Raw genomic sequence first — 21,697 nt, forward strand, 5'->3', positions numbered from 1 at the left:
GCGTGGCCGGCACCGAGGTGCACGTCGACGTCGACGGCCGCACCCTGAAGATCAGCAACCTCGACAAGGTGCTCTACCCGCGCACCGGGACCACCAAGGGCGAGGTGCTGCACTACTACGCCCAGGTCGCCCCGACCCTGCTCCCACACCTGCGCGATCGGGCCGTGACCCGGATCCGCTGGCCGCACGGGACCGGCGACGGCAGCTTCTTCGAGAAGAACGCCCCCGCCGGTACGCCGTCGTGGGTCCGCACCGTGAAGGTGCCCAGCACCGGCAGCCGGTCGGGCAAGGGCGAGACCGAGCTGGTCTTCCCGATCGTCGACGACCTCGCCACGCTCACCTGGCTGGTGAACCTCGCCGCGCTCGAGCTGCACGTCCACCAATGGACCGTGGCCCGCAACGGCCGGCCCCGCAACGCCGACCGGCTGGTCATCGACCTCGACCCCGGCGACCCCGCCGGGTTGCACGAGTGCTGCCAGGTCGCGCTGCTGGTCCGCGACCGGCTCGCCGAGCGCGACCTGGACTGCCGACCGGTGCTCAGCGGCAGCAAGGGCCTGCACCTGTACGCCGACCTGCCGAAGCGGCTGCCCTCCGACGACTCGACGGCCCTGGCGAAGACGGTCGCGGAGGAGCTGCAGAAGGCGCACCCGAGCGACGTCACCGCCACCATGGCCAAGGCCAAGCGGGGCGGCAAGGTGTTCCTGGACTGGTCGCAGAACGCCGGCTCCAAGACGACGATCTCGCCGTACTCGCTGCGTGGCCGGGAGCGTCCGTACGTCGCCGCGCCGGTCTCGTGGGACGAGGTCGCCGAGGGCGCGGAGGACCCGCTGGGCCTGGAGCAGCTGACCTTCGACGAGGTGCTCGCACGCATCGAGGAGCACGGCGACCTGTTCGCCTGAGCGCCCTTCCGGAGCGGTTGAGACGCGGCTCACGCCGTGTTACCGAACCGTGGAAGCAGCGTGGAGTCGGTGTTCCCCCGGCGTGAAGCGCGCCTTCGTAACGTCTGTGTCGTCACCGAAGACGCGCTCCGGACGGGAGGTCCGACGATGAAGATCACGCTCAACCGCAAGCTGCTGCTGTCCGTCTCGTCGGTCCTGGCCGCCGGCCTGCTGGCCGTGGCGACCGGCCTGCTGAACAGCGACGCGAGCGCCGCCTCCGACGGCGTCCGGCTGGTCGGCGACGAGTCCGGCGGTGCGGTGCTGGTGGTGACCGCGATCGAGCCGGGCGACTCCGTCACCCGCACCGTGACCATCGAGAACACCACGGACGCCGAGGGCCGGCTGACCTTCACCGAGCAGGGCGGCCCCGCGACGTTCGCCGACGGCGACCTCCGGGTCGTCATCGAGCGCGACGGCGACGAGCTGTACGACGGCCGCTTCGGCGACATGGGCGACTTCGCCCAGGACGTCGGGCTGCTGCCGGCGGGGGAGAGCTCGACGTTCTCGTTCACCGTCTCGCTGCCCGACGACGCCGCCTTCGTGCCGCCGGACACCCAGCGCGCCGAGGCGTCGTACACCTGGCTGACCGAGAGGTCGTAGCCGCGACAGCAGGGCCGGCCCGCCCCGGGGGGAGTGCGGGACGGCCGACCGGGGGGACGACGGTCCGACCGGCGGTTCTGGGGGGACCGCCGGCCGGACCGATCGTCGTCCACCCCGACCCGGGCAGCGGGTCCTGGCCTGGTCCGTGCCCGGATCGCTCTATGCTGCACGCATGGCCCCGAGAGTGCTCGTCGTCGAGGACGAGGAGGACATCGCGTTCCCCTTGGTCCGCACCCTCGAGCGTGAGGGCTACGCGGTCGTCTGGGTCGACTCGGGCCAGAAGGCCCTCGACGACCTGGAGAAGGCTCCGGCCGACGTCGTCATCCTCGATCTCGGACTGCCCGACATGGACGGGCTCGAGGTCTGCAAGCGCGCCCGCGAGGCGGGCTTCGGCGGCGCGATCATGATCGTCACCGCACGCGCCGGCGAGCTGGACCGGGTGGTCGGGCTCGACTACGGCGCCGACGACTACCTCTCCAAGCCGTTCGGCCTGGCCGAGCTGCAGGCCCGGGTGCGCGCCCTGCTGCGCCGCACCTCTCCCGGTGGCGGGTTCGGCCACGACGACGTGCCCGAGGGCGGGCTGCGCATCGACGTGGCGGCGCGGCGGGTCTACGCCGGCGACGACGAGGTGCCGCTGACGGGCAAGGAGTTCGACGTCCTGACCATCCTCGCGTCCAACCGCGACAAGGTGGTCTCCCGCGGTCGGCTGATGTCGGACGTGTGGGACGAGAACTGGTACGGCTCGACGAAGACGCTGGACGTGACCATCGGTCGCCTCCGGCAGAAGCTCGAGAGCGTCGGGGTGTCGGAGAAGGTCGTGGCCGTTCGAGGTGTGGGATTCCGCCTCGAGGGCGCCCCCGATGCGTGAGCGGCTCGCTGCCTCCTTCGTCCTTCTCACGCTTGTCCTGCTGATCGCCGCGGGCCTGTTCCGCAGCTACACCCTGGGCCAGGAGCTGCGCGAGCAGCAGAGCGCCCGGCTCCATCACGAGGCCGTGCTCGCGGCCCGGGTCGTCGACGCCGAGCTGGACGCCGGCCGCCCGGTGGGCGCGGCGTTCCTCGCGGGCCTGGTCTTCGACCGCGAGCGGCTCGTCTTCACCCCCGCCGCCGCCACCGGCGAGCCCGTCGAGGCCCGCGGGCCGTCGTACGACGGGGAGGGCGGCGAGGTCGTCGCGAACGCCGCCGCCGACGGCGGCACGGTCACGGTCGCGGAGAGCGACCGGCTGGCCCGGGAGCTCGTGGTCGGCGACCCGTGGGCGCTCGCGGTGCTCGGGCTGCTCGCGCTCGCCGCCGCCGGCGTCGCGGGCCTGCTGGTCGCGCGCTGGCTGTCGGCTCCGTTCCAGCGGCTAGCGGACGCCGCCGGGGCGCTCGGCCGGGGGCGCTTCGACCTCGACCTGCCCCGGACCCGGATCCCGGAGGCGGCGGCCATCGCCCGGTCGCTGAGCACCAGCGCCGACCAGCTGCGCGAGCGGCTGCGGCGCGAGCAGGAGTTCGCCGCGCACACCTCGCACGCGCTCCGCTCGCCGCTGACCGGGCTGCGCCTGGAGCTGGAGGAGGCGCAGCTCCGAGACGACCTGCCCGGCGAGGTCCGGGGGACGCTGGGCCGCGCCCTCGAGGGCATCGCGCACGTCGACGCGGTGGCGGGCGAGCTGGTCGAGCTGCAGCGCGGCAGCCTCGTCGCCGGCGCCCAGGTCCCGCTGCGCGAGCTCGCCGTCCAGGTCGCCCAGCACTGGTCCGACGAGCTCGCGCTCGCGGGCCGGGAGCTGAGCGCCGCGGTCGAGGGGGACCTGGACCGCGGCTACACGCCCGGTCCCGTGGAGCACCTGCTGGACCTGGTCCTCGCCGCGGTGCTCGCCACCGGTGCCGGTCCCGTCCGCCTGGTGCTGGAGGGTGGCGCCGACGGGCACCTGCGGATCTCGGTGGCGCTCGAGCAGCCCGCCGTGGGACCCGACGGGGAGGACCTGCTCGTCTCCGCGCGCTCCGTGTGCGCCGCCCTCGGCGGGCGGTGGGTCGGGGCGGAGACGTCGGGCGACATCGAGATTCTGCTGCCGCGGCGCTGAGGTGGCTCTAGGGTCGGGCGGGCCTGGCTCTGGCTGGTCGCGAGCGGGCCGATCGGCCTGGCGGCGTACCTGCTGCTGGCGGGTCCGCTGCCGTACCTGCGCGCCCCGCGTCCCGGTGGACGGAGGCTCACGGGCGGCTGGGCGTTCCTGCTGGCGTTCGGTCTGGCCTCCCTCGCCGGCTGGTAACGCTCCTCCCGCCGAGTCGGCAGAAGTTGCGCGCCGAGTCGGCAGCACTTGCTGACAAGTCGGCGCCAACTGTGCGCAAGTTCTGCCGACTCGGCGTGGGAGCTGGCTCAGCGCGCGAGCGCGCCGACGGCGCGGGCGACGGCGTCCGCGAAGGCCGTGCGCGAGAGCCGGCCAGGCGAGACCTGCTCGTCGTCGAAGAGCGCCTGGGCGGCGCCGAGCGCGAACAGGATCCGGTACGCCGCCTCCGCGTCCTCCCGGCCGGTCCCCAGGCGGGTCCGCAGCCACCCGGTGACCGTCGTGGCGAGCAGGTGGCTGCAGCGCACGTTGCGCGCCTCGAACTCCGGCTGCTCACGGCCCTCCACCAGGTAGGCCCGCATCGCCCCGCGGTGCTCGGCGAAGATGTCGAGCGCGGCCCCGGCCAGCAGCCGCAGCGCCCGGTCGTCGTCGGGCTCGGCATCTGCGCGGGCGAAGGCGGCCGCGGTGGCCGACTCGATCTCGCCGAGGGCGACGTCCTGGGCGGCGAGCAGCAGCCCGGAGCGGTCGCCGAAGCGGTGGTAGAGCGAGCCGTTGGAGGCACCCGCGGCCTTCGCCACCGCAGCAACGGTCACCGCGCCCAGCCCACCGGTCGCGAGCAGGCCCAGGGTGGCGGCCAGCATCCGGTCGGCCGAGGACTCGCTGCGGGACTGCACGGGGATGCGCATGCCGGCACCCTAGCCAGATTGGAGCGAGTGCTCTAGTTTGAGGCGGCATGAGGCGCGATCACTGGCGGCGCGTGAACGACGCGCTGGACCCCGAGACGTCGTACGTCGAGATCTACCGCAACGTCGTCGCCCACGAGTTCCCCTGGGACATGAACCAGGCGCTGAGCTTCGCGCTGTTCCGCACCTACGCGGTGCCGGGGATCGGCCGGCTGCTCGACGCGACGGGCGAGTTCACGACCAACGTGCAGCGGCGCTACGACGACACCGCGCTGCTCCTCGAGCCGCCCACCCGCTACGGCTTCGACCACCCCGAGGCGCGGGCCGCGATCCGCCGGATCAACCAGATGCACCGCGCCTACGACATCCCCGACCACGAGTTCCGCTACGTGCTGTCGACGTTCGTGGTGGTGCCGAAGCGCTGGCTCGACGACTACGGCAAGCGCCCGCTCACGCCGGTCGAGGAGCGCGCGTCGGTGAACTACTACCGGCAGCTCGGGCGGCACATGAACATCCCCGACATCCCGGAGACGTACGACGCGTTCGCCGAGCTGATGGACACCTACGAGGCCGACCACTTCGCGTACGACGCCGGCGGCCGTCGGGTCGCCGACGCGACGATGGCGCTGATGCGCACCTTCTACGCGAAGCCGCTGCGCCGCCCGGCCGGCCTGTTCGCCCGCGCGCTGATGGACGACCCGCTCCGCGAGGCCTTCCGGTACGACGCCCCGCCCGCGCTCGTCCAGCGCGCGAGCCGGACCGCCCTCCGCGCCCGCGGCGTACTCCTCCGCGCCTTCCCGGCCCGCCGGGACCCGAAGCTGATCGAGGACATCTCCTGGATCCGCAGCTACCCCGACGGCCACGACCTCGAGCAGCTCGGCACCTTCCCGACCCCCGGCATCGCCGGCTGCCCCGTCCGCCACTGACCGCCGAGTCGGCAGAACTTGTAGACGCCTGCGGCCGATCTGTCAGCAACTAATGCCGACTCGACGGGTAACTTCTGCCGACTCGGCGGAGGTGCCCGGGGAATCGGGACATCCGGCCCTGAAGGTCGGGTCGCGGGGGCGCTGATGATCTCCCGGTGAGATCGCCGTACCTGCCTGCCCTGGTCGCCGCCTCCGCCCTTGCGGCCGGCCTGCTGACCACCGTCCCGACCCCGAGCACCGCCGCCGAGCCACCCGTGGCGCCGAGCCGTGCGGCCCCGCCCGCGACCCTGGTCGCGGGCGAGCCCACCAGCATCAGCGGCAAGGCGCGCCAGCGCGGGCGGGTCCAGCTGCAGCGCAGGGCCGGGAAGAAGTGGGTGAAGGTCGCGCAGCGGCGCACCGACAAGAAGCGCCGCTACACCTTCCGGCTCGCCGCGCCGGCCGCGACGACGACGTACCGGGTGAAGGCGGCGAAGGGCCGCTGGGCGAGCAAGGCGCGGGTCGTCCGGGTGACCCGTCAGGCCGGCTCGCTCGTCGCTCCCGCCGCGACCCAGGCCCGGACCGTGCTGCCGGTGACGGCCGGCTTCACCCCGGCCCGACCCGGTCGCCCGGTGCGGCTGGAGGCGCGGGCCGCCGGGGGCGCGTGGAGAACCCTCGGTCGCGGGGTCCAGGACGCCCGGGGCCGGGTCTCGTTCACGGTCACGCCGACCACGAGTACGGCGTACCGCGCCGTGAGCGACGCCTGGCGCGGAGCGGTGCCGGTGGCCTCGGCGACCGCGCCCGTGACGGTGCGGGCACCGCGGACGAAGCCCTGGGTGACGGGGTACTACGCGGGCTGGTTCTGGGAGGGGCAGTATGGCCCGACCGACGTCGACTTCGACGCCATGACCCACCTCGTCCTCGGGCGGGTCACGCCCGGTGGCGGTCATGTCTTCGGCGGCGCACCGGGCGAGATCATGGAGGCCGGCGGGCAGACCTTCCACGAGCCGAGCCCGTGGTCGCCGTACAAGCCCGACAGCGTCGAGGAGTGGATGATCGACGAGGCGCACCGGCACGGCACCGAGGCGCTGCTGATGCTCGGCGGTGACGCCGAGGCCGGGATGGGGTTCGTGGCCTCCAGCGCCGACCACGTGCGGGGCCGGTTCGTGAAGAACCTCGTCGACTACCTCGTCGAGCACGACTACGACGGCGTGGACGTCGACTGGGAGAACTGCTTCGGCGGCGAGGCGTGGGAGTGCGGGGTCGACATCACCGAGGAGGAGTCCACGCGGCGGCTGCTCGCGCTGCTGCTGGAGATCCGCGCCGAGATGGCGTCCCGTCCCCGCTACGCGAAGGACCCCGGGATCATCACCTTCCCCGGCTACGCCCTCAACCTGAACTGGCTCGAGCGCGGCGGCAAGGCCAAGCAGTGGCAGGCCGACGTCGCGCTGCGCGTCGACCAGTTCAACCTGATGTCGTACGGCATCGGCACCACCTGGAACAAGGACGGCTGGAGCTCGTGGTTCTCCGGCGCCCTGGACGGCGCCAGCCGGGACAACGGGACCCCGATCAGCATCCACAGCAGCATCGAGGCGTACGTCCGCACCGGCGTCCCGCGCTCGCGGCTCGGCATGGGGATCGGCTTCTACGGGATCTACTTCGGCCCGCTGATCACCGGCCCGCGCCAGCCCACCTGGGCCGACGAGGAGCTCGGCCGGGAGGCCAACGAGATCTACGAGACCAACGACGTCGCCCTGGCCTACTCCGAGCTGGAGTCGATGGGCTACCTCGACCACGGGGAGCTCGGCTGGGACGAGGACGCGAAGTCGTCGTACATCAGCTACCTCGACGAGCCGGACCCCGACGGCGGCTACGTCCCCGAGTCGGACCCGGAGCGCAACCCCGCCGGTTTCCTGTCCTTCGAGGACGAGCGGTCGATCGCGGCCAAGGGGGAGTACACCCGCGAGACGGGCCTCGGCGGCACCATCTTGTGGGTGCTCAACTACGGCGGCCTCGCCGACGGCAGCAACCCGCTCCTGGACGCGGTGAAGGAGTCCTTCCTAGGACCCTGACGGCGAGGGCTCGGTGTCGGCGTCGGTGAACGGCCGACCGCCGCCCACCGTGTCACTGACCTGCGCGCCGTCCAGGACCCGGTACGGCGCGGGGCTGCTGGCCGCGCGGTCGCGCAGCGGCGCCACGGGGACGTCGCTGCGCCCGGCGACCAGTAGGAGGTTGCCGGGCCGGCGGCCCCGGAGGGTCGCCGGCTCGGCGCTCAGCATCAGCGCCGGCAGGGCGGTGCGGACCGCGGCCACCACCCGGCGGGTCCACGCGAACGGCGCCCGGTCGGTGAGGTTGAGCAGCAGCAGCCCGTCCACCCCCAGCACCCGTGAGTACGCCGCCGCGCACTCGGTCGTCACCAGCGATCCCGGCACCCGGCCCGCGGCGAACGCGTCGACGACCAGCAGGTCGACCGAGCCGTCGCGGATCGCCTCCAGCCCGGATCTGCCGTCGACCGGCCGGACCTTGATCCCGCTCTGCCGGGGGAGCGGCAGCTCACGGCGGACCAGCTCGGTCACGTCGGCGGCCGGCTCCAGCACGATCTGCGCGGAGCGCGGCCGGGTGTGGGCGACGTACCTCGGCAGGGTTAGGGCGGCCCCGCCGACGTGCAGCACCCGCACCGGCGTCCCCGGCTCGCCCCACGCGTCGAGGACGTCGCCGATGCGGCGGACGTAGTCGAAGTCGAGGCGGGCGGGGTCGTCGAGGTCGACGTGGGACTGGTCGTGCCCGTCCATCCGCAGCACGAACGCGCCGGCTCGCTCGGTGGGGACGATCTCGGCGGGCTGCTGGTCGGGCACGGGACCCATCCTCCGGCAGCCGCCGCCCGCGTCGTACGCCGGGACGAAACGCGCCCGAAACGCTGACCCGGACTCTGGTCCGCTTCGGTAACACGAGCGACCCGGACCGGTGATCACCCGTCCCTAACGTCTAGCCCGCGTCCGATGACCGGACGCGGACTAGACAGGAGTAGTTCGTGAAGGTGACCGCCTCCACGCGCTGGCGCAGATTGGCCCTGGTCCCGCTCTTCGCGGGCCTGGCGCTTCCCGGATATGCCCCGACGCAGGCAGTAGCAGCAGCACCCCCGACCGCGGCCGACGAGCTCGTGCTGCCCGACCCCATGGACCGCGGCGAATACACGCCGCGGGTGATCCAGGAGGCCAAGCTGGGCACTGTCGCCCTGCACGAGCCGAACTCCGCCGGCGGCGCTCCGACGCCCAACACGGCGGCGGCGGCCGAGGATCTCGAGATCCGCGGCCAGCTCTACTACCCGGACTTCAGCCAGCGCACCGAGCGGTCGCCGGTGCTGGTCCTGGTGCACGGCAACCACGGCTCGTGCGACAGCGGCCAGGACTCGGCCAACGCGTCGTGCGCCCAGTTCAAGCGCAACGAGGCCGGCTACGCCTACCTCAGCGAGAACCTCGCCACCTGGGGCTACACCACCTTCTCGGTGTCGCAGGACCAGCTGATGATGCGCCAGGACAACGCCAAGGGGAAGGGCATGCACCAGCGGCGCATGCTCATCGCGGCGACGCTCGACGCCCTCGGTGCCGCCGACGCGGGCACCCTGGTCGACGGCGAGCACGTGAACGTCGGGACCACCCTCGCCGGCCACCTGGACATGACCCGGATCGGCCTGATGGGCCACTCCCGCGGCGGTGACGCGGTCACCAACTTCATCGACTACAACCGGATCCGCACCGACGGGCCGCGCTACCCGCTGCGCGGCGTGATCTCGCTGGCGCAGGTCGACTACGAGCGCAAGGCGCCGTACGGCGTGCCGTTCATGTCGATCCTCCCGTTCTGCGACGGCGACGTGTCGAACCTGCAGGGGGCGCGCACCTTCGAGCGCAGCCAGTACCTCGACGGCTCCGACCCGTTCCCGCGCATCCAGTCCTCGCAGCTGGGCGCGATCCACAACTGGTACAACACCGTCTGGTACGCCGACGGCGGTGCCGACGGCCAGAACAACAACGACGCCGCGTGCGGCAACTCGGCGCCGTTCGCGAACACCAACGTGCACCCGAACAACCTGCGGCTCAGCGGAGCGGCGAGCTCGACCGACCCGGCCGGGAACTACGTCATCGACAACTCCGACACCTACAACCCGCTGGTCAACACCAAGATCTCGGGTGACCCGGCGCGGATGGGCGACCAGGAGAAGATCGGCCTGGCCACGATGGCGGCGTTCTTCCGGCGCTACGTCGGCGGCGAGGGCGCGTTCGAGCCGTACATGACCGGCGAACTCTCGGACACCGAGTCGCACCTGCAGATCCCCGCGACGGCCTGCCCGACCAGCACCTCCGGCACCCGGATCGGCTGCGAGGAGTACGTCTCCACGAGCTACTTCCCGTCCGCCGCGGAGCGGGTCGACGTGATCCGTCCCGAGATCGAGAACCCGCTGGGCCTCAACGCGCTCGGCGGCACCCTGAGCGGCAGCGGGTTCGCGAACCCGTACGTCGACGGCAACGGCGTCTCGCCCAAGCCGAGGACGACCGCCGGCGGGTACGACTGGTGCAACCCCGAGCCCGACGACTTCGCCCCGGCGCAGCTCGGCAAGGGCACGCAGCCGACGGCCGCCAAGGCCTGCCCGCTGCCGGGCAAGGCCGAGCTGGGTGGCCAGAACGGCACCCGCGAGAACTCGCCGGTCAACCACTCCTACGGTCGCCAGCTGGCGCTCGCCTGGGAGCAGGGCAGCACCGCGCGGCTGACCGCCGACATCCCGGCCGCCTCGGCCGACGTCAGCGGCCTGAAGGCGCTCGCGATGGGCGCCGACGTCAACTTCTTCGACCTGCGCAACCCGGGCGCCGACAACCGCGGTGACAACACCCGGACCGGCACCAGCCCGAACTTCGCCTGGCCGAACGAGCTGCCGACGTCGTACGACCCGGCGAGCACGACGCAGGACTTCGTCATCGCGCTCACCGACGCGGCGGGCCGCGAGGGCACCGTCAAGGCGGGCGACGAGCGCTGGGGCAACGCCCTGCACATGTCGACCGGCACCAACACCGCGAACACGCACATCGTGCTGGACCAGATCCGCGTGCCGCTGAGCGAGTTCGCCGCCCAGGGCGTCGACCTCACCGAGGTCGCCGAGGTCGAGCTGCGCTTCGGCACGGCCGGTACGCCGGCCTCCGGCTCCATCCAGCTCGCCGACGTCCGCTTCCAGGAGGCGGTCGACGCTCCGCTGATCCTCTCCGACGGCACCGACGTCGACCAGGGCGCCGGCTCCGGCCCGGTCACGTCGGGTCCCGACCCGGCGGCCGTGATGGCGGCGTACGACAACACCCGCGGCAGCGTGTTGCTCAACGACAACGTCGCCGACCCGTTCGCGAACACCTCCTGGGTGGTCGACGACGACAAGGCGCAGTGCCCGACGGCCAACTTCACCTCGATCCAGCAGGCCGTCGACTTCGCCTCCCCGTGGGACACCATCGTGGTCTGCGAGGGCGTGTACGAGGAGTCGTCGACGCCGGTCTCCGGCCCCGGCAACCCGGTGTCGACCTCGGCGACCAACGGCCTGACGATCACCAAGCCCTTGAAGATCAAGGGCGCGGGCGCCGACAAGGTCACCATCAAGCCGGACCCGTCGATCGACTCGCTGGCGGGCCTCAAGCCCTACCTGCGCGACGGCGGCGGCAACGTGATCACCGTGTCGCGGCAGTCGCTCGGCTCGACCGACACCAACGAGCTGTTCGTCGACATCTCGGGCGTGACGGTCACCTCCGGTGACACCTGGGCCGAGGCGGGCATCGCCTACTTCGGCGCGGCCGGCCGGGTCTCGCAGAGCGTGGTCGGCCCGCTGCGGGCCGCCACCACGGCCGACGAGCTGGCCGAGCACCCGCACGGCTGGGGCATCGTCAAGACGGGCGTCGTCGAGGGGGCCGGCACCGGCACCGTCGAGACCGAGCTGACCGTCGCCGACAGCGTCGTCACCGGCTACCAGAGCGGGGGCATCCTGATCGACGGCGCCAAGGGCGTCGACGGCGGGCCGAACAACGTGGCCCGCACCGGCATCGAGCAGCACGGCTACGTGAGCGGCACGGTCGTCCGGGGCAAGGCGAACAGCCTCTACCCGCAGACCGGCGTGAAGTTCACCAGCGGCGCGGACGGGTTCGTGAGGTCCAGCCGGATCACCGGCAACTACTTCCGGCCCGACCCGTCGACGTCGTACGGCATCCTGCTCACCGACGCCCGCACCGAGACGGCCGGGGCGCTCACCGCCTCGGGCAACGTCCTCACGGGCAACGGCTGGGCGGCGTACAACGCGAACGCCGAGAACACCGCGGTCCGCACCGGCGCGCCGTTCGTCGTCTCGTCGAGCTACTTCGGTCCGGCCGCGCCGGTCGCCGGCGGGCCCGCGGACGCGGACACGGGTGCCGAGGCGATCTCGGGTTCGAGCTCGGTCACGGTCTCCTCGCGGGCGTCCACCGTCCCCGGCGGGATCCCGACGTCGTACGGCGTGGTTGCCGACGAGGCACCCACGGCCGAGCTGGTCGACCCGTTCGCGGGCACCGAGGTCGCGGTCGGTACGACGGTGAAGCCGCTCGTCCGGGCGGGTGACGACTTCGCGGTGCGGAAGGTCACCCTGCTGGTCGACGGGAAGCCGGTCGCGGACGCCGAGCGCGCGCCGTACCTCTTCACCTGGACGCCGGCTCCGTCGTACGCCGGCCGCAGCGTCAGCCTCACCACGGTCGTCACCGACTCCTCGGGCACGGAGACGACCTCGGCTCCGCTGAGGCTCACGGTCGCCAAGGCGCCGGTCGTCGTCACGCCGCCGAAGCCGACCGTGTCGGCCTCGGTCGCCAAGCGCGACACGAGGAAGGGCATCGTCGTCCTGAACGTGAAGGTCAACGGCGCGGGCACCATCCGCCTCGCCGGCGGCCGCATCGCCGCGACGCGGACGAAGGTGGCCGGTCCCGGCACCGTCAAGGTCCGGGTCGCCGCCAAGGGCGCCTACCGGAAGCTGCTGGTCCGCAAGGGCCGCATCTCCGCCCCCGTCCGGATCACCTTCACCGCGGAAGGAGGCACCGCCGTCACGAAGCGCACCGTGACCCTCGTCCGCAAGAAGCGCTGATCCAGCACCACCAGCACGACAGCACCACAGCACGACGCGAAGGGCTCCCGGCACTCCCGCCGGGAGCCCTTCGCCGAGTCGGCAGAACTTGCGCGCCGAGTCGGCAGAACTTGCCGTCAGGCTTTTCTTTACGTTCTCCACAGATTCGTTCGCGGGCCGCCGGGGTAGACCGCTGGCACCTACCTTCGTGACAGCACTCCGTTCTCGGGCTCGAGGAGCGTCATGGCGATGACCCACGCCGTCCCTGCGCACGGGCAGGGCATGGTCGACGAGCTCGACCAGCACGTCCGGGAGCTGGTACGCCGCGAGGGGGTCGACCCCCAGCGCGACGCCCACGTCGTACGCCGGATCGCGGAGTCGGTGGTGCGCGACCACGACGAGCGCAGCCTGACCGGCCAGGTCGTGCCGGTCGCCGACCCGAGCGCGATGGTCGGTGAGCTCGTGGCGCGCGTGGCCGGCTACGGCCCGCTGCAGGCGTACCTCGACGACTCGAGCGTCGAGGAGATCTGGATCAACGATCCCTCGCGGGTCTTCGTGGCCCGCAACGGCCGCCACGAGCTGACCAACCTGATGCTGACGCAGGCCCAGGTCGACGAGCTGGTCGAGCGGATGCTGAAGTCCAGCGGTCGCCGGATCGACCTCTCCCAGCCGTTCGTCGACGCCATGCTGCCCGACGGCCATCGCCTGCACGTGGTGCTGCAGGGCATCAGCCGCGGCTTCTCGGCCGTGAACATCCGCAAGTTCGTGCTGCGCGCGACCCGGGTGAGCGACCTGGTCGAGCTCGGCAGCCTGACCAGCCAGGCGGCGGCGTTCCTCGAGGCGTCGGTGCGGGCCGGCCTCAACATCCTGGTCGCCGGCGGCACCCAGGCGGGCAAGACCACGATGCTCAACTGCCTCGCCGCGGCGATCCCCGGCGGGGAACGGGTGGTGAGTGCGGAGGAGGTCTTCGAGCTGCGCTTTCCCCACCCGGACTGGGTGCCGATGCAGACCCGGCAGGCAGGCCTGGAGGGCACCGGCGAGATCCGGCTGCGCGACCTCGTCAAGGAGAGCCTCCGGATGCGACCGAGCCGGGTCATCGTGGGGGAGGTGCGTGCCGAGGAGTGCCTCGACCTGCTGCTCGCGCTCAACTCCGGGCTGCCCGGCATGTGCACCATCCACGCGAACAGCGCCCGTGAGGCGCTGGTGAAGATGTGCACGTTGCCGCTGCTGGCCGGCGAGAACATCTCGGCGCGGTTCGTGGTGCCGACCGTCGCGGCGTCCGTCGACCTGGTGGTCCACCTGGGCGTCGACCACCACGGCGTACGCCGGGTCAACGAGATCGTCGGCGTACCGGGGCGCGTCGAGAACGACATCATCGAGGCCGAGCCGATCTTCGAGCGCCGCGACGGGGAGCTGCGCCGCACGCGCGGGATGCCGCCGCGGGTGGCGTCCTTCGAGCGGGTCGGCATCGACGTGCACCGGCTGCTGACCGACGGGGAGCGTTGATGGGCGCGCTGGTCGGGTTGGGCGTCGGCGTCGGGTTGATGCTGATCTGGTCGGCGTTCTTCGTACCGCGGCGGCCGCGGGAGGCGGGCGATCGGTCGCGGGAGCGAGCGACCCGGCGTACGTCCGAGCTGCTGGCGCGCGCCGGTCTGGGCACGGTCTCGCCGGTCGGGTTCGTCCTGCTCTGCCTCGGGTGCGGGCTGCTCTGCGGGCTGGTGGTCCAGGTGGCCGCCCGCACCCCGCCGGTCGCGATGGTCTTCGCCGTCCTCGGGAGCTACCTGCCGGTCGCGATCGTGTCCGGGCGCGCTCGGCGGCGCCAGCGCGAGCTGGCCGAGGTCTGGCCCGAGGCGGTCGACAACCTCGCCTCGGCCGTCCGGGCCGGGATGTCGCTGCCCGACGCGCTGTCGGCACTCGGCACCCGCGGCCCCGAGGCGCTGCAGGAGCCGTTCGCGCGGTTCGCGCTCGACTACCAGGTCACGGGCCGGTTCGGCGACTGCCTCGACCGGCTGAAGGAGCGGCTGGCGGACCCCGTCGGCGACCGGGTGGTGGAGGGACTCCGGATCGCCCGCGAGGTCGGCGGCGGCGAGCTCGGCCGGCTGCTGCGCAACCTGTCGGGCTACCTGCGCGACGAGGCGCGGACCCGCTCCGAGCTGGAGTCGCGCCAGGCCTGGACCGTCAACGGCGCCCGGCTCGCGGTCGCCGCTCCCTGGCTGGTGCTGCTGACCATGTCCTCCCAGCCCGACGTGATCGGTCGCTACAACTCGACCACCGGGGTGGTCGTGCTCGTGGTCGGCGCCGTCACCTGCGTCGCGGCGTACCGGTTGATGATGCGGCTGGGCCGGCTGCCGGTCGAGCGGCGGATCCTGTCGTGACCCTCGCTGCGTGGGGAGCGGTGCTGGGCGGGATGCTCGGCGCCGGTCTGGTCCTCGTCGCGAGCCGGGTGGTCGCGCTGCGCCGTACTCCCATCGCCGTGCGCGTCCTGCCGTACATCCGGGACCTGCCCCAGCTCGAGCGGCTCGGCGGCCGGGTGCCCGACACGACCCCGGCGGCCGTCGGGGTCTTCGGGCCGGTCCTGGTCTCGGCGGCCGGGCTCGTCGAGCGGGTGCTGGGCGGCGCGTCCTCCGTACGCCGCCGGCTGGAACGAGCCGGCATCGACAAGACCGTGCACGAGTTCCGGATCGAGCAGGTGCAGTGGGGGCTGGCCGGGTTCGCCGTCGCCGCCGCCTACGCGCTGGTCAGGGCGGTGACCGACCCCGGGGGAGTCGTGTTCGGCCTGGTGCTCTGCGCGATCGGGTTCGTGGTCGGGGTGCTCGGTCGCGACACCCACCTCTCCGGCCAGGTCAAGGCGAGGGAGCGGCGGATCCTCGCGGAGTTCCCGGCGATCGCCGAGCTGCTCGCGCTCGCGGTCGCCGCGGGCGAGGGACCGGTCGCCGCTCTCGACCGGGTCGTACGACGCAGCGGCGGCGAGCTCTCCGACGACCTGGGCCGGGTGCTCGCCGCGGTCCGCACCGGCGAGCCCGTCACGACCGCTTTCGACGAGCTCGCCTCGCGCACCGGCCTGCCGCTGGTCGCCCGCTTCGCCCAGGGGATCTCGGTCGCGGTCGAGCGCGGCACCCCGCTGGCCGACGTCCTGCACGCCCAGGCTGCCGACGTCCGGGAGGCGGGCCGCCGCGAGCTGATCGAGATCGCGGCCCGCAAGGAGGTCCTGATGATGGTGCCGGTCGTCTTCCTCGTGCTGCCCGTGACCGTCCTGTTCGCCTTCTGGCCCGGCGTCATCGGCCTCTCGCTCACCGCCCCCTGACCTCTCGAGAACGGAGACCCCATGTCCCGACCCCTGCTGCTCCTCATGCGGCTGCACGCGGCACTCGTCGTCGGCGTCCGGCGACGCGACGACCGCGGCGACGTGCCCGGCTGGGTCATGGTCGCCGTCATGACGGCGGGAATCGTCGTCGTGATCGGCGGTGTGGCCCGCGAGCAGCTCTCCGGGTTGTTGAGCGATGCCCTCAGCTCGGTGAGATGAGCCGTCGCCGCGACGACGGGTCCGCGGTCGTCGACTTCGTCCTGGTGCTGCTGGTGCTGGTGCCGTTCGTCCTTGGGGATCGTCCAGGTCGCGCTGGTGCTGCACGTGCGCAACACCCTGGCTGCCGCGGCAGCCGAGGGAGCGCGGTACGCCGCCACCGCGGACCGCGGTCCGGCCGAGGGCGAGGCGGTCACCCGGGAGCAGGTCGACGACGCGATCGCCGGCCGGTTCGCCGAGGACGTCGCGGTGAGCAGGACGACCATCGGTGGGCAGCCGATGGTGGTGGTGACGATCCGCGCGAGCGTCCCGGCGCTGGGTCTCGGCGGGCCGGGCGTCGCGTTGGAGGTCAGGGGGCACGCGGTGGAGGAGCCGCAGTGACGCGCCGGGACGAGGCGGGGAGCGCCGTCATCGAGTTGGTCTGGGTCGGGATCCTGCTCTTGGTACCGCTGCTGTGGATCGTGCTCTCGGTCTTCGAGGTCCAGTCCGGTGCGTACGCCGTTACCTCGGCCGCCCGGGCCGCTGGCCGGGCCTACGCGCTGGCGCCGGACGACGGCCAGGGGCAGGAGCGGGCGACGGCCGCCGCCCGTCAGGCGCTGGCCGACCAGGGGCTGCCGGACGACGCGCCGCTGGAGGTGACGGTGACCTGTACGCCGTACCCGGAGAACTGCCACGCCGGCACCTCGGTGATCACCGTCCGGATCGAGTCGAGCGTCGACCTGCTGATCCCCGACGTGCTCGGCGGCGGCCGGCCGTCGTTCGCGCTGGACGCGACACACGCGGTGCCGATCGGGCAGTACCAGGAGGTGGGCGGGTGAGGCGCGACGAGTCCGGCCAGGTCACGTTGCTGGTCATCGGCTTCGCGACGGTGATCGCGATGGCGGTGGTGCTGGTGATCGACGCGTCGGCGGCGTACCTCCAGCGCTCCGGGCTGGACACTCTCGCCGACGGTGCCGCTCTGCACGGCGCGGACCTCGGTGCCACTGGGGTGGACGTCTACACCGGCGGCGTCCCCGACCAGCGCCTCGCGCTGACCGAGGCCGACGCGCAGCGGGCGGTCGAGGAGTACCTCCGCTCGGTCGGTGCCTACGCCAGCTACCCCGGCCTGGTCGCGCAGGTCGCGATCGCCGACGGCGACACGGTCCGCGTCGAGCTCCGCGCCCCGCTGGACCTGCCGCTGAGCTTCCCCGGCTCGCCCGGCGGCGGCACCGTCGCCGCCTCCGGCTCGGCGGTCTCCACGGTCGACTGACCCCTCGGCCTCGGCGAAGCCGCCCGGCCGAAGGGGACACCGAGCCCTGCCGGACGGGACGCTCTCGACGTCACGATGCGGCGGTGCGACTCCACCGTCTTCTCGTCCCCCTGCTCGCGCTCCTGCTCGCCGTCACCGTCCTGAGCGCCTCGAATGCGTCGGCCGCTCGGGCCGGGGTACGGCTCACCGCACCGGGCGCCGTCGAGGTCGGTCAGCGGACGGTGCTGACCGTCCGTATCACGCCCGCTCGCGCGAAGCGCCCTGTCGTCGTCCAGCGCAAGAGCGGCCAGCGCTGGGTCACGGTCGGCAGTGGCCGCACCGACCGGAAGGGGAGCGTCCGGATCGCGACGTCGTTCCCCACCGCGGGCCGAGTCACGGTGCGGGCGACCGCCCGGGCACACCGGGGTCAGCGTGCCCGGACGGCGACCACGGTGGTCACCGTCCGGCCGAAGGCGCCGGGCACGGTCGAGCTCGGCGTCGACGGCGGTACGGCGATGGTCGGCCAGCCGAGTCGGCTACTGGCTCGGGTGCGTCCCGCCCAGGCCGGGCGGACCGTGGAGTTCCAGCGCCAGCAGGGCTCCGGCTGGGCGGCCATCGGCCGGGCGACCACGGACCGGACCGGGCTCGCGACCCTGCGCACCACCTTCGCCGCGGCCGGACCGGTGCGGGTCCGCGCGGTCGCGATCGCGTACGCCGGGCGCGGCGCCGCCACCAGCCCGACCGTCACGGTGACGGTCCGGTCCACGCCACCGCCGCCGCTCGACGACGAGTTCCCGCGCGACGGCGAGCTCAGCCTCCAGACGCCGGACTGGGTGCTCACCGGCTCGGTCTTCGACGTCCGGCTCCCGGTCACCGCGACCACCGCCATCGACACGGCCGCGCTCGTCGTCACCCCGCCGAGTGCGGGCGAGCGGGTCACGCCGCCCGACGAGCTGACGGCGGTCGCGGGCGGTCTCGGCACCACCGTCACCGCCCTCGCGGCCGGCGCCACCCGTACGCCGGTGCTGCGCTGGAGGGCACCGCTCGCACCCGGAGAACTCACGGTCCGCGCCCGGCTCACCGTCGGGGGAGTGGTGCGTGAGCTGAGCGCGAAGATCCGGGTCGTCGCGGAGCCGTCGGGTGGTGAAGTCTTCACCGACGCGCTCGAGATATGGCGCGAGAGCAGGGAGGCACCGGTCGACCCGGAGCGCGTCAAGGACTTCCCGCCGCGGTCCCTCGGCACCCGGCCGATCCCGACGTACGCCGCCGCGCTGGCCGCCGCCACGGCGTACGTGGAGAGCCGGTTCGACGAGTCCCAGCGGGCAGCGTGGCAGGAGTTCCTGACCGTCCAGGACCCCGAGGTGATCGACGACGTGCTGGTCACCGCGTTCGCGAGCAACCATGCAGTCGCTGCACTCGCCATCGCCCTGCGCGGCCACGAGCTCGCGCCGAACGACCCGGTGCACCTGTCCAACGCGGCCGTCGCGGCCAACGGGCTGGACCGGCCGGAGTGGGCGATCGCGTTCGGGCGCCGGGCCGGTGAGCTCCCGCCGGGTCCGGCCGTGGGGCTCGACCAGGAGGCGGTCCGGCTCACCAACGTCGCGCACGCGTGGGCGCTGATGGGCGACTACGGCAACGCCGAGCAGCACCTGCGCCGCGCCCTGCTGCACGCCCCGCAGAACCCGCTCGTCCACGAGGAGCTGGCCGCCGTGGTGCAGTTCCGCTCGGGCAAGGAGGCCGCCCTCCCGCACCTGCGCCGGTCGCTGCGCAAGACCGACGACCCCGATCCGCTGGAGGACCACCCCGACAGCGCGCCGTACCGCTCCTCCCGGGTGCCGGCGAGCGACGTGTTCGACCTCAGCCGCGGGCTCCAGGGCGGTCTGACCCTGCCCGAGCTCCCCGACAGTCTCGAAGAGCTGTCGGCCGGCGACGGCTGGATGGGCTACTGGGACCAGCAGGAGGACGCGCTGTTCGCCCGGCACCAGGCCGTCCAACGCGAGATCGGGACGACCATCGCCCAGCTCCGCGACGAGGACCTGCACCCGATCGCCCGGCAGCGGATCGGCGACGTGATCCGCCACATCGGCTCCGACGGCGACCTCGCCGTCGCCGAGGCGTACGCCGAGCTGGACGCCGCCCAGGACGCGGCGCTCTCGCCGAACGCCTGCCAGGACGTCTTCCCGGACCACGCCTACTGCGACTACAACGGCACCGAGACCTCGTGCGGCAGCTCGCGGGCGGTGTTCGCCGAGTGGCGCCGCCGGACCGGCCGGTGGTACGCCGCCGTGCGGGACTACCACGAGGTCGCCTGGCCGGTCTTCACCGGACTTCAGGCCCAGCTGAGCAACCCGGTCGCGTTCAAGCTCGCCGGACTCCAGGCGGAGGCCAACCTGGTGCAGAAGATGTACCACGCCGCGATCAACGTGAACGCCACCGGATTCGCCATGCCCCGGGAGGAGGAGTGCAACGGCAGCGACCCGCTCGACGATCCGCAGGAGGCCGACCTCGACGCGTCGGATCCCGTCGCCTGCGCGCCGGACTCCGACATCTCGAAGCTCGCCTTCGAGGTGGACCTGCTGGTGACGAAGTTCAAGGCCAGCTGCGAGAAGTTCTCCCTGGAGTCGTCCCTCGGCGCCTACGGCTTCCTCGAGGGCTACGCCAAGTACGAACAGGGCTGGAAGGCCAACGGGGCCACGATCTTCGTCGGCGGCAAGGCGCAGATCCCCAGCGTCGCGTCGTTCGACAGCGTCGTCTACCTGGAGACCGACGGGCAGGGCGGGGTCAAGGACGTCGGCCTCGAGGTCGGCCCGGAGGTCGAGCTCGGCGGGTCGATCAAGCTGACGACGTACTCCGACAAGATCCGGATGAGCGCGATGAGCGTGTTCGTCGGGGAGTGATCCGGCTCAGGTGAGGCAGAGGCAGAACGGGTGCCCGGCGGGGTCGAGGAAGACCCGGAAGGTGTCGCCGGGCTGATGCTCGGCCAGCGTGGCGCCGAGCGCGAGGACCTGGGGCTCGGCCGCGTCGAGGTCGTCGACCACCACGTCCAGGTGCAGCTGCTGCGGGACGTCCTGGCTCGGCCACGTCGGCGCGCGGTAGTCCTCGACCTGCTGGAAGGACAGGCAGCGGCCGTCGCCACGGACGTCGACCCAGTCCTCGTTGGGCTCGGCCTGCCAGCCGAGCAGCTCGGCGTAGAACCCCGCGAGGGCGGGCGCGTCGGGGCAGTCGAAGACGAAGCTGGGGGAGTGGGCGATGGCCATGGGCCGACGTTACGCCGGACCGGGCCAGGGCGTCGTCCGTGCCATCGCGACCGCGCGGCTCGTGACGAACGGGTCGGCCTGGTTGAACAGCCAGGGCCGGCCGAACCACAAGAAGCCGTCGACGTACGTCGCCGCCGCCTTCCGGACGTCCTCGGGAAGGCCCCACTCGGGGCTCCCCGGGCGGGCCGTGGGCGGGATGCCGAGGGTCACGCAGCGGCGCATGCTCGCCCGCGTGCACACCCGGGCGTTGTCCTTGAGGTCACGACGCGAGGCGGGGATGACCTCGGGCCACGTCATCGGCCGGCCGCTCTTGGCGGTGTCGACGATGAAGTGTTTCGTGCCGTAGCCGTCGCGGCGCAGGATGTCGACGATCGCGACGCCGTGCCGCACGTTCTCGGCCGCGCCGTTGTAGTGCGTGGAGTCGAGGGCGAAGCCGCGGGCGTACCGGACGCCGGTCAGCTTCAGTGCCTGCGCGCAGGTCTCGGGGTTCGCGCCCCGCTCGTTCTGGCACCAGTCGGCGGCGCCGGCGTCGAGGTAGACGCTGGTCCGGGGGAGTGCGGAGAGCCGCTGGGTGGCCCAGGTCAGCAGCCGCGCCTTGGCCTTCCGGTCGGGGGCGCACCACAGGAACGGCATGTCGGGCTGCATGACGACCGCGGTCGGGGTGCTGCCGATCCCGGCGGCCAGCTGGTTGATCCAGCGCCGGTAGCTGCGCTTCTCCGCCGTCGTCGAGCGTCGGACGCACGCCTCGCCCTCCCACGGCTTCATCCGGAACACGGCGAGCTGCACCAGCTTCTCGGGGTCGCCGGCCTGCGAGGAGGCGATGTACTTGGTGACCTGGTCGCGGATGGACGCGTCGGGGACGAAGGCGCCGTACCACTTCGTGCGCGGGCGCAGCGCGATCGTCGCGATGAGCCGCTTCTTGCGGCCCCGGGCGCGCTGGTACGGCGCGGTGACCTGGTCCTGCGGTCCGCTGTAGACGCCCCAGAGGCGTCCGGCGAGCGGGTTCGTCGGGTTCTCGACGTGCGGCTGCTGCACGCGCTGCCAGACCTCGGCGCCGCCGGCACGCGCGGACGGGGTCGCGGCCGTGGTGGGGGTCGTCAGCAGACCGGCCACGAGCGCGGCCAGCGCCAGCAGCACGGCGGTACGACGGGTGCGGTGGGTCATCCTGCATGCGCCCCGCGGGGCGCTCCTCTCGAGACG

19 protein-coding genes are annotated in these 21,697 nt (G+C 72.9%); 15 read left to right on the plus strand and 4 right to left on the minus strand.

The window, feature by feature from the left end:
• Positions 1-2 precede the first annotated feature (2 nt).
• From ligD to VMF51_RS22135, 4 genes are all read left to right on the plus strand, one after another.
• Positions 3-899 carry a non-homologous end-joining DNA ligase gene (gene ligD / locus VMF51_RS22120; RefSeq protein WP_325476641.1) on the plus strand — a complete coding sequence of 299 codons (897 nt, stop codon included), beginning with the start codon at positions 3-5 and terminating at the stop codon, positions 897-899.
• Positions 900-1,046: 147 nt separating this feature from the next.
• The gene (locus VMF51_RS22125) at positions 1,047-1,538 is read left to right on the plus strand and encodes a hypothetical protein (protein WP_325476642.1); all 492 of its coding nucleotides are present in this window, start codon (positions 1,047-1,049) and stop codon (positions 1,536-1,538) included.
• A 172-nt stretch (positions 1,539-1,710) separates the two neighbouring features.
• Positions 1,711-2,406, plus strand: a complete 696-nt coding sequence (locus VMF51_RS22130) for a response regulator transcription factor (protein ID WP_244929573.1) — start codon at positions 1,711-1,713, stop codon at positions 2,404-2,406.
• Positions 2,399-3,595 (plus strand): HAMP domain-containing protein, encoded by a 1,197-nt coding sequence (locus tag VMF51_RS22135; protein WP_325476643.1) that lies wholly within the window; start codon positions 2,399-2,401, stop codon positions 3,593-3,595. Before VMF51_RS22130 ends, VMF51_RS22135 begins: the two co-directional genes overlap by 8 nt.
• Before the next feature lie 293 nt (positions 3,596-3,888).
• Here VMF51_RS22135 and VMF51_RS22140 read toward each other — a convergent pair whose 3' ends face one another.
• Positions 3,889-4,482: a TetR family transcriptional regulator gene (locus VMF51_RS22140; RefSeq protein WP_325476644.1), complete on the minus strand. Its 594-nt coding sequence runs from the start codon at positions 4,480-4,482 to the stop codon at positions 3,889-3,891.
• A 47-nt stretch (positions 4,483-4,529) separates the two neighbouring features.
• Between VMF51_RS22140 and VMF51_RS22145 the strand changes: the two genes are divergently transcribed.
• Positions 4,530-5,405, plus strand: coding sequence for an oxygenase MpaB family protein (locus VMF51_RS22145; protein WP_325476645.1), 876 nt, complete (start codon positions 4,530-4,532; stop codon positions 5,403-5,405).
• Between the two features lie 155 nt (positions 5,406-5,560).
• Positions 5,561-7,453 carry a glycosyl hydrolase family 18 protein gene (locus VMF51_RS22150; RefSeq protein ID WP_325476646.1) on the plus strand — a complete coding sequence of 631 codons (1,893 nt, stop codon included), beginning with the start codon at positions 5,561-5,563 and terminating at the stop codon, positions 7,451-7,453.
• Here the strand turns inward: VMF51_RS22150 and VMF51_RS22155 are convergent.
• Positions 7,442-8,236 (minus strand): fused MFS/spermidine synthase, encoded by a 795-nt coding sequence (locus tag VMF51_RS22155; RefSeq protein ID WP_325476647.1) that lies wholly within the window; start codon positions 8,234-8,236, stop codon positions 7,442-7,444. The two genes, VMF51_RS22150 and VMF51_RS22155, sit on opposite strands and share 12 nt — an antisense overlap.
• A gap of 176 nt (positions 8,237-8,412) precedes the next feature.
• Here VMF51_RS22155 and VMF51_RS22160 point away from each other — a divergent pair, with 176 nt between their 5' ends.
• The 9 genes from VMF51_RS22160 to VMF51_RS22200 all read left to right on the plus strand — a co-directional run bounded on the left by VMF51_RS22160 (position 8,413) and on the right by VMF51_RS22200 (position 20,137).
• Complete coding sequence (locus tag VMF51_RS22160; protein WP_325476648.1) at positions 8,413-12,513, plus strand: Ig-like domain-containing protein; 4,101 nt, start codon at positions 8,413-8,415, stop codon at positions 12,511-12,513.
• Positions 12,514-12,735: 222 nt separating this feature from the next.
• A complete protein-coding gene (locus VMF51_RS22165) occupies positions 12,736-13,998 on the plus strand; it encodes a CpaF family protein (protein ID WP_325476649.1) in 1,263 nt (420 codons plus the stop codon).
• Positions 13,998-14,867: a type II secretion system F family protein gene (locus VMF51_RS22170; RefSeq protein WP_325476650.1), complete on the plus strand. Its 870-nt coding sequence runs from the start codon at positions 13,998-14,000 to the stop codon at positions 14,865-14,867. The genes VMF51_RS22165 and VMF51_RS22170 overlap by 1 nt, the downstream gene beginning before the upstream one ends.
• The gene (locus VMF51_RS22175; RefSeq protein ID WP_325476651.1) at positions 14,864-15,796 is read left to right on the plus strand and encodes a type II secretion system F family protein; all 933 of its coding nucleotides are present in this window, start codon (positions 14,864-14,866) and stop codon (positions 15,794-15,796) included. Before VMF51_RS22170 ends, VMF51_RS22175 begins: the two co-directional genes overlap by 4 nt.
• A 21-nt stretch (positions 15,797-15,817) precedes the next feature.
• Entirely contained in the window at positions 15,818-16,015 is a 198-nt protein-coding gene (locus tag VMF51_RS22180) for a hypothetical protein (RefSeq protein WP_325476652.1), read from the plus strand.
• A 72-nt stretch (positions 16,016-16,087) separates the two neighbouring features.
• Positions 16,088-16,393 carry a TadE/TadG family type IV pilus assembly protein gene (locus tag VMF51_RS22185; protein ID WP_325476653.1) on the plus strand — a complete coding sequence of 102 codons (306 nt, stop codon included), beginning with the start codon at positions 16,088-16,090 and terminating at the stop codon, positions 16,391-16,393.
• A complete protein-coding gene (locus VMF51_RS22190) occupies positions 16,390-16,830 on the plus strand; it encodes a hypothetical protein (RefSeq protein WP_325476654.1) in 441 nt (146 codons plus the stop codon). The genes VMF51_RS22185 and VMF51_RS22190 overlap by 4 nt, the downstream gene beginning before the upstream one ends.
• Positions 16,827-17,261 (plus strand): pilus assembly protein TadG-related protein, encoded by a 435-nt coding sequence (locus VMF51_RS22195; RefSeq protein WP_325476655.1) that lies wholly within the window; start codon positions 16,827-16,829, stop codon positions 17,259-17,261. The genes VMF51_RS22190 and VMF51_RS22195 overlap by 4 nt, the downstream gene beginning before the upstream one ends.
• Positions 17,262-17,344: 83 nt before the next feature.
• A complete protein-coding gene (locus VMF51_RS22200; RefSeq protein ID WP_325476656.1) occupies positions 17,345-20,137 on the plus strand; it encodes a hypothetical protein in 2,793 nt (930 codons plus the stop codon).
• Positions 20,138-20,143: 6 nt separating this feature from the next.
• On the opposite strand, the gene VMF51_RS22205 is transcribed toward VMF51_RS22200, so the two are convergent.
• Both VMF51_RS22205 and VMF51_RS22210 read right to left on the minus strand, forming a co-directional pair.
• Positions 20,144-20,497: a VOC family protein gene (locus tag VMF51_RS22205; protein WP_325476657.1), complete on the minus strand. Its 354-nt coding sequence runs from the start codon at positions 20,495-20,497 to the stop codon at positions 20,144-20,146.
• A gap of 9 nt (positions 20,498-20,506) precedes the next feature.
• Entirely contained in the window at positions 20,507-21,661 is a 1,155-nt protein-coding gene (locus VMF51_RS22210; RefSeq protein ID WP_325476658.1) for a glycoside hydrolase family 6 protein, read from the minus strand.
• Positions 21,662-21,697: the final 36 nt, after the last annotated feature.

It is taken from the genome of Nocardioides sp. (genome assembly GCF_035503875.1).
Classification (GTDB): domain Bacteria; phylum Actinomycetota; class Actinomycetes; order Propionibacteriales; family Nocardioidaceae; genus Nocardioides.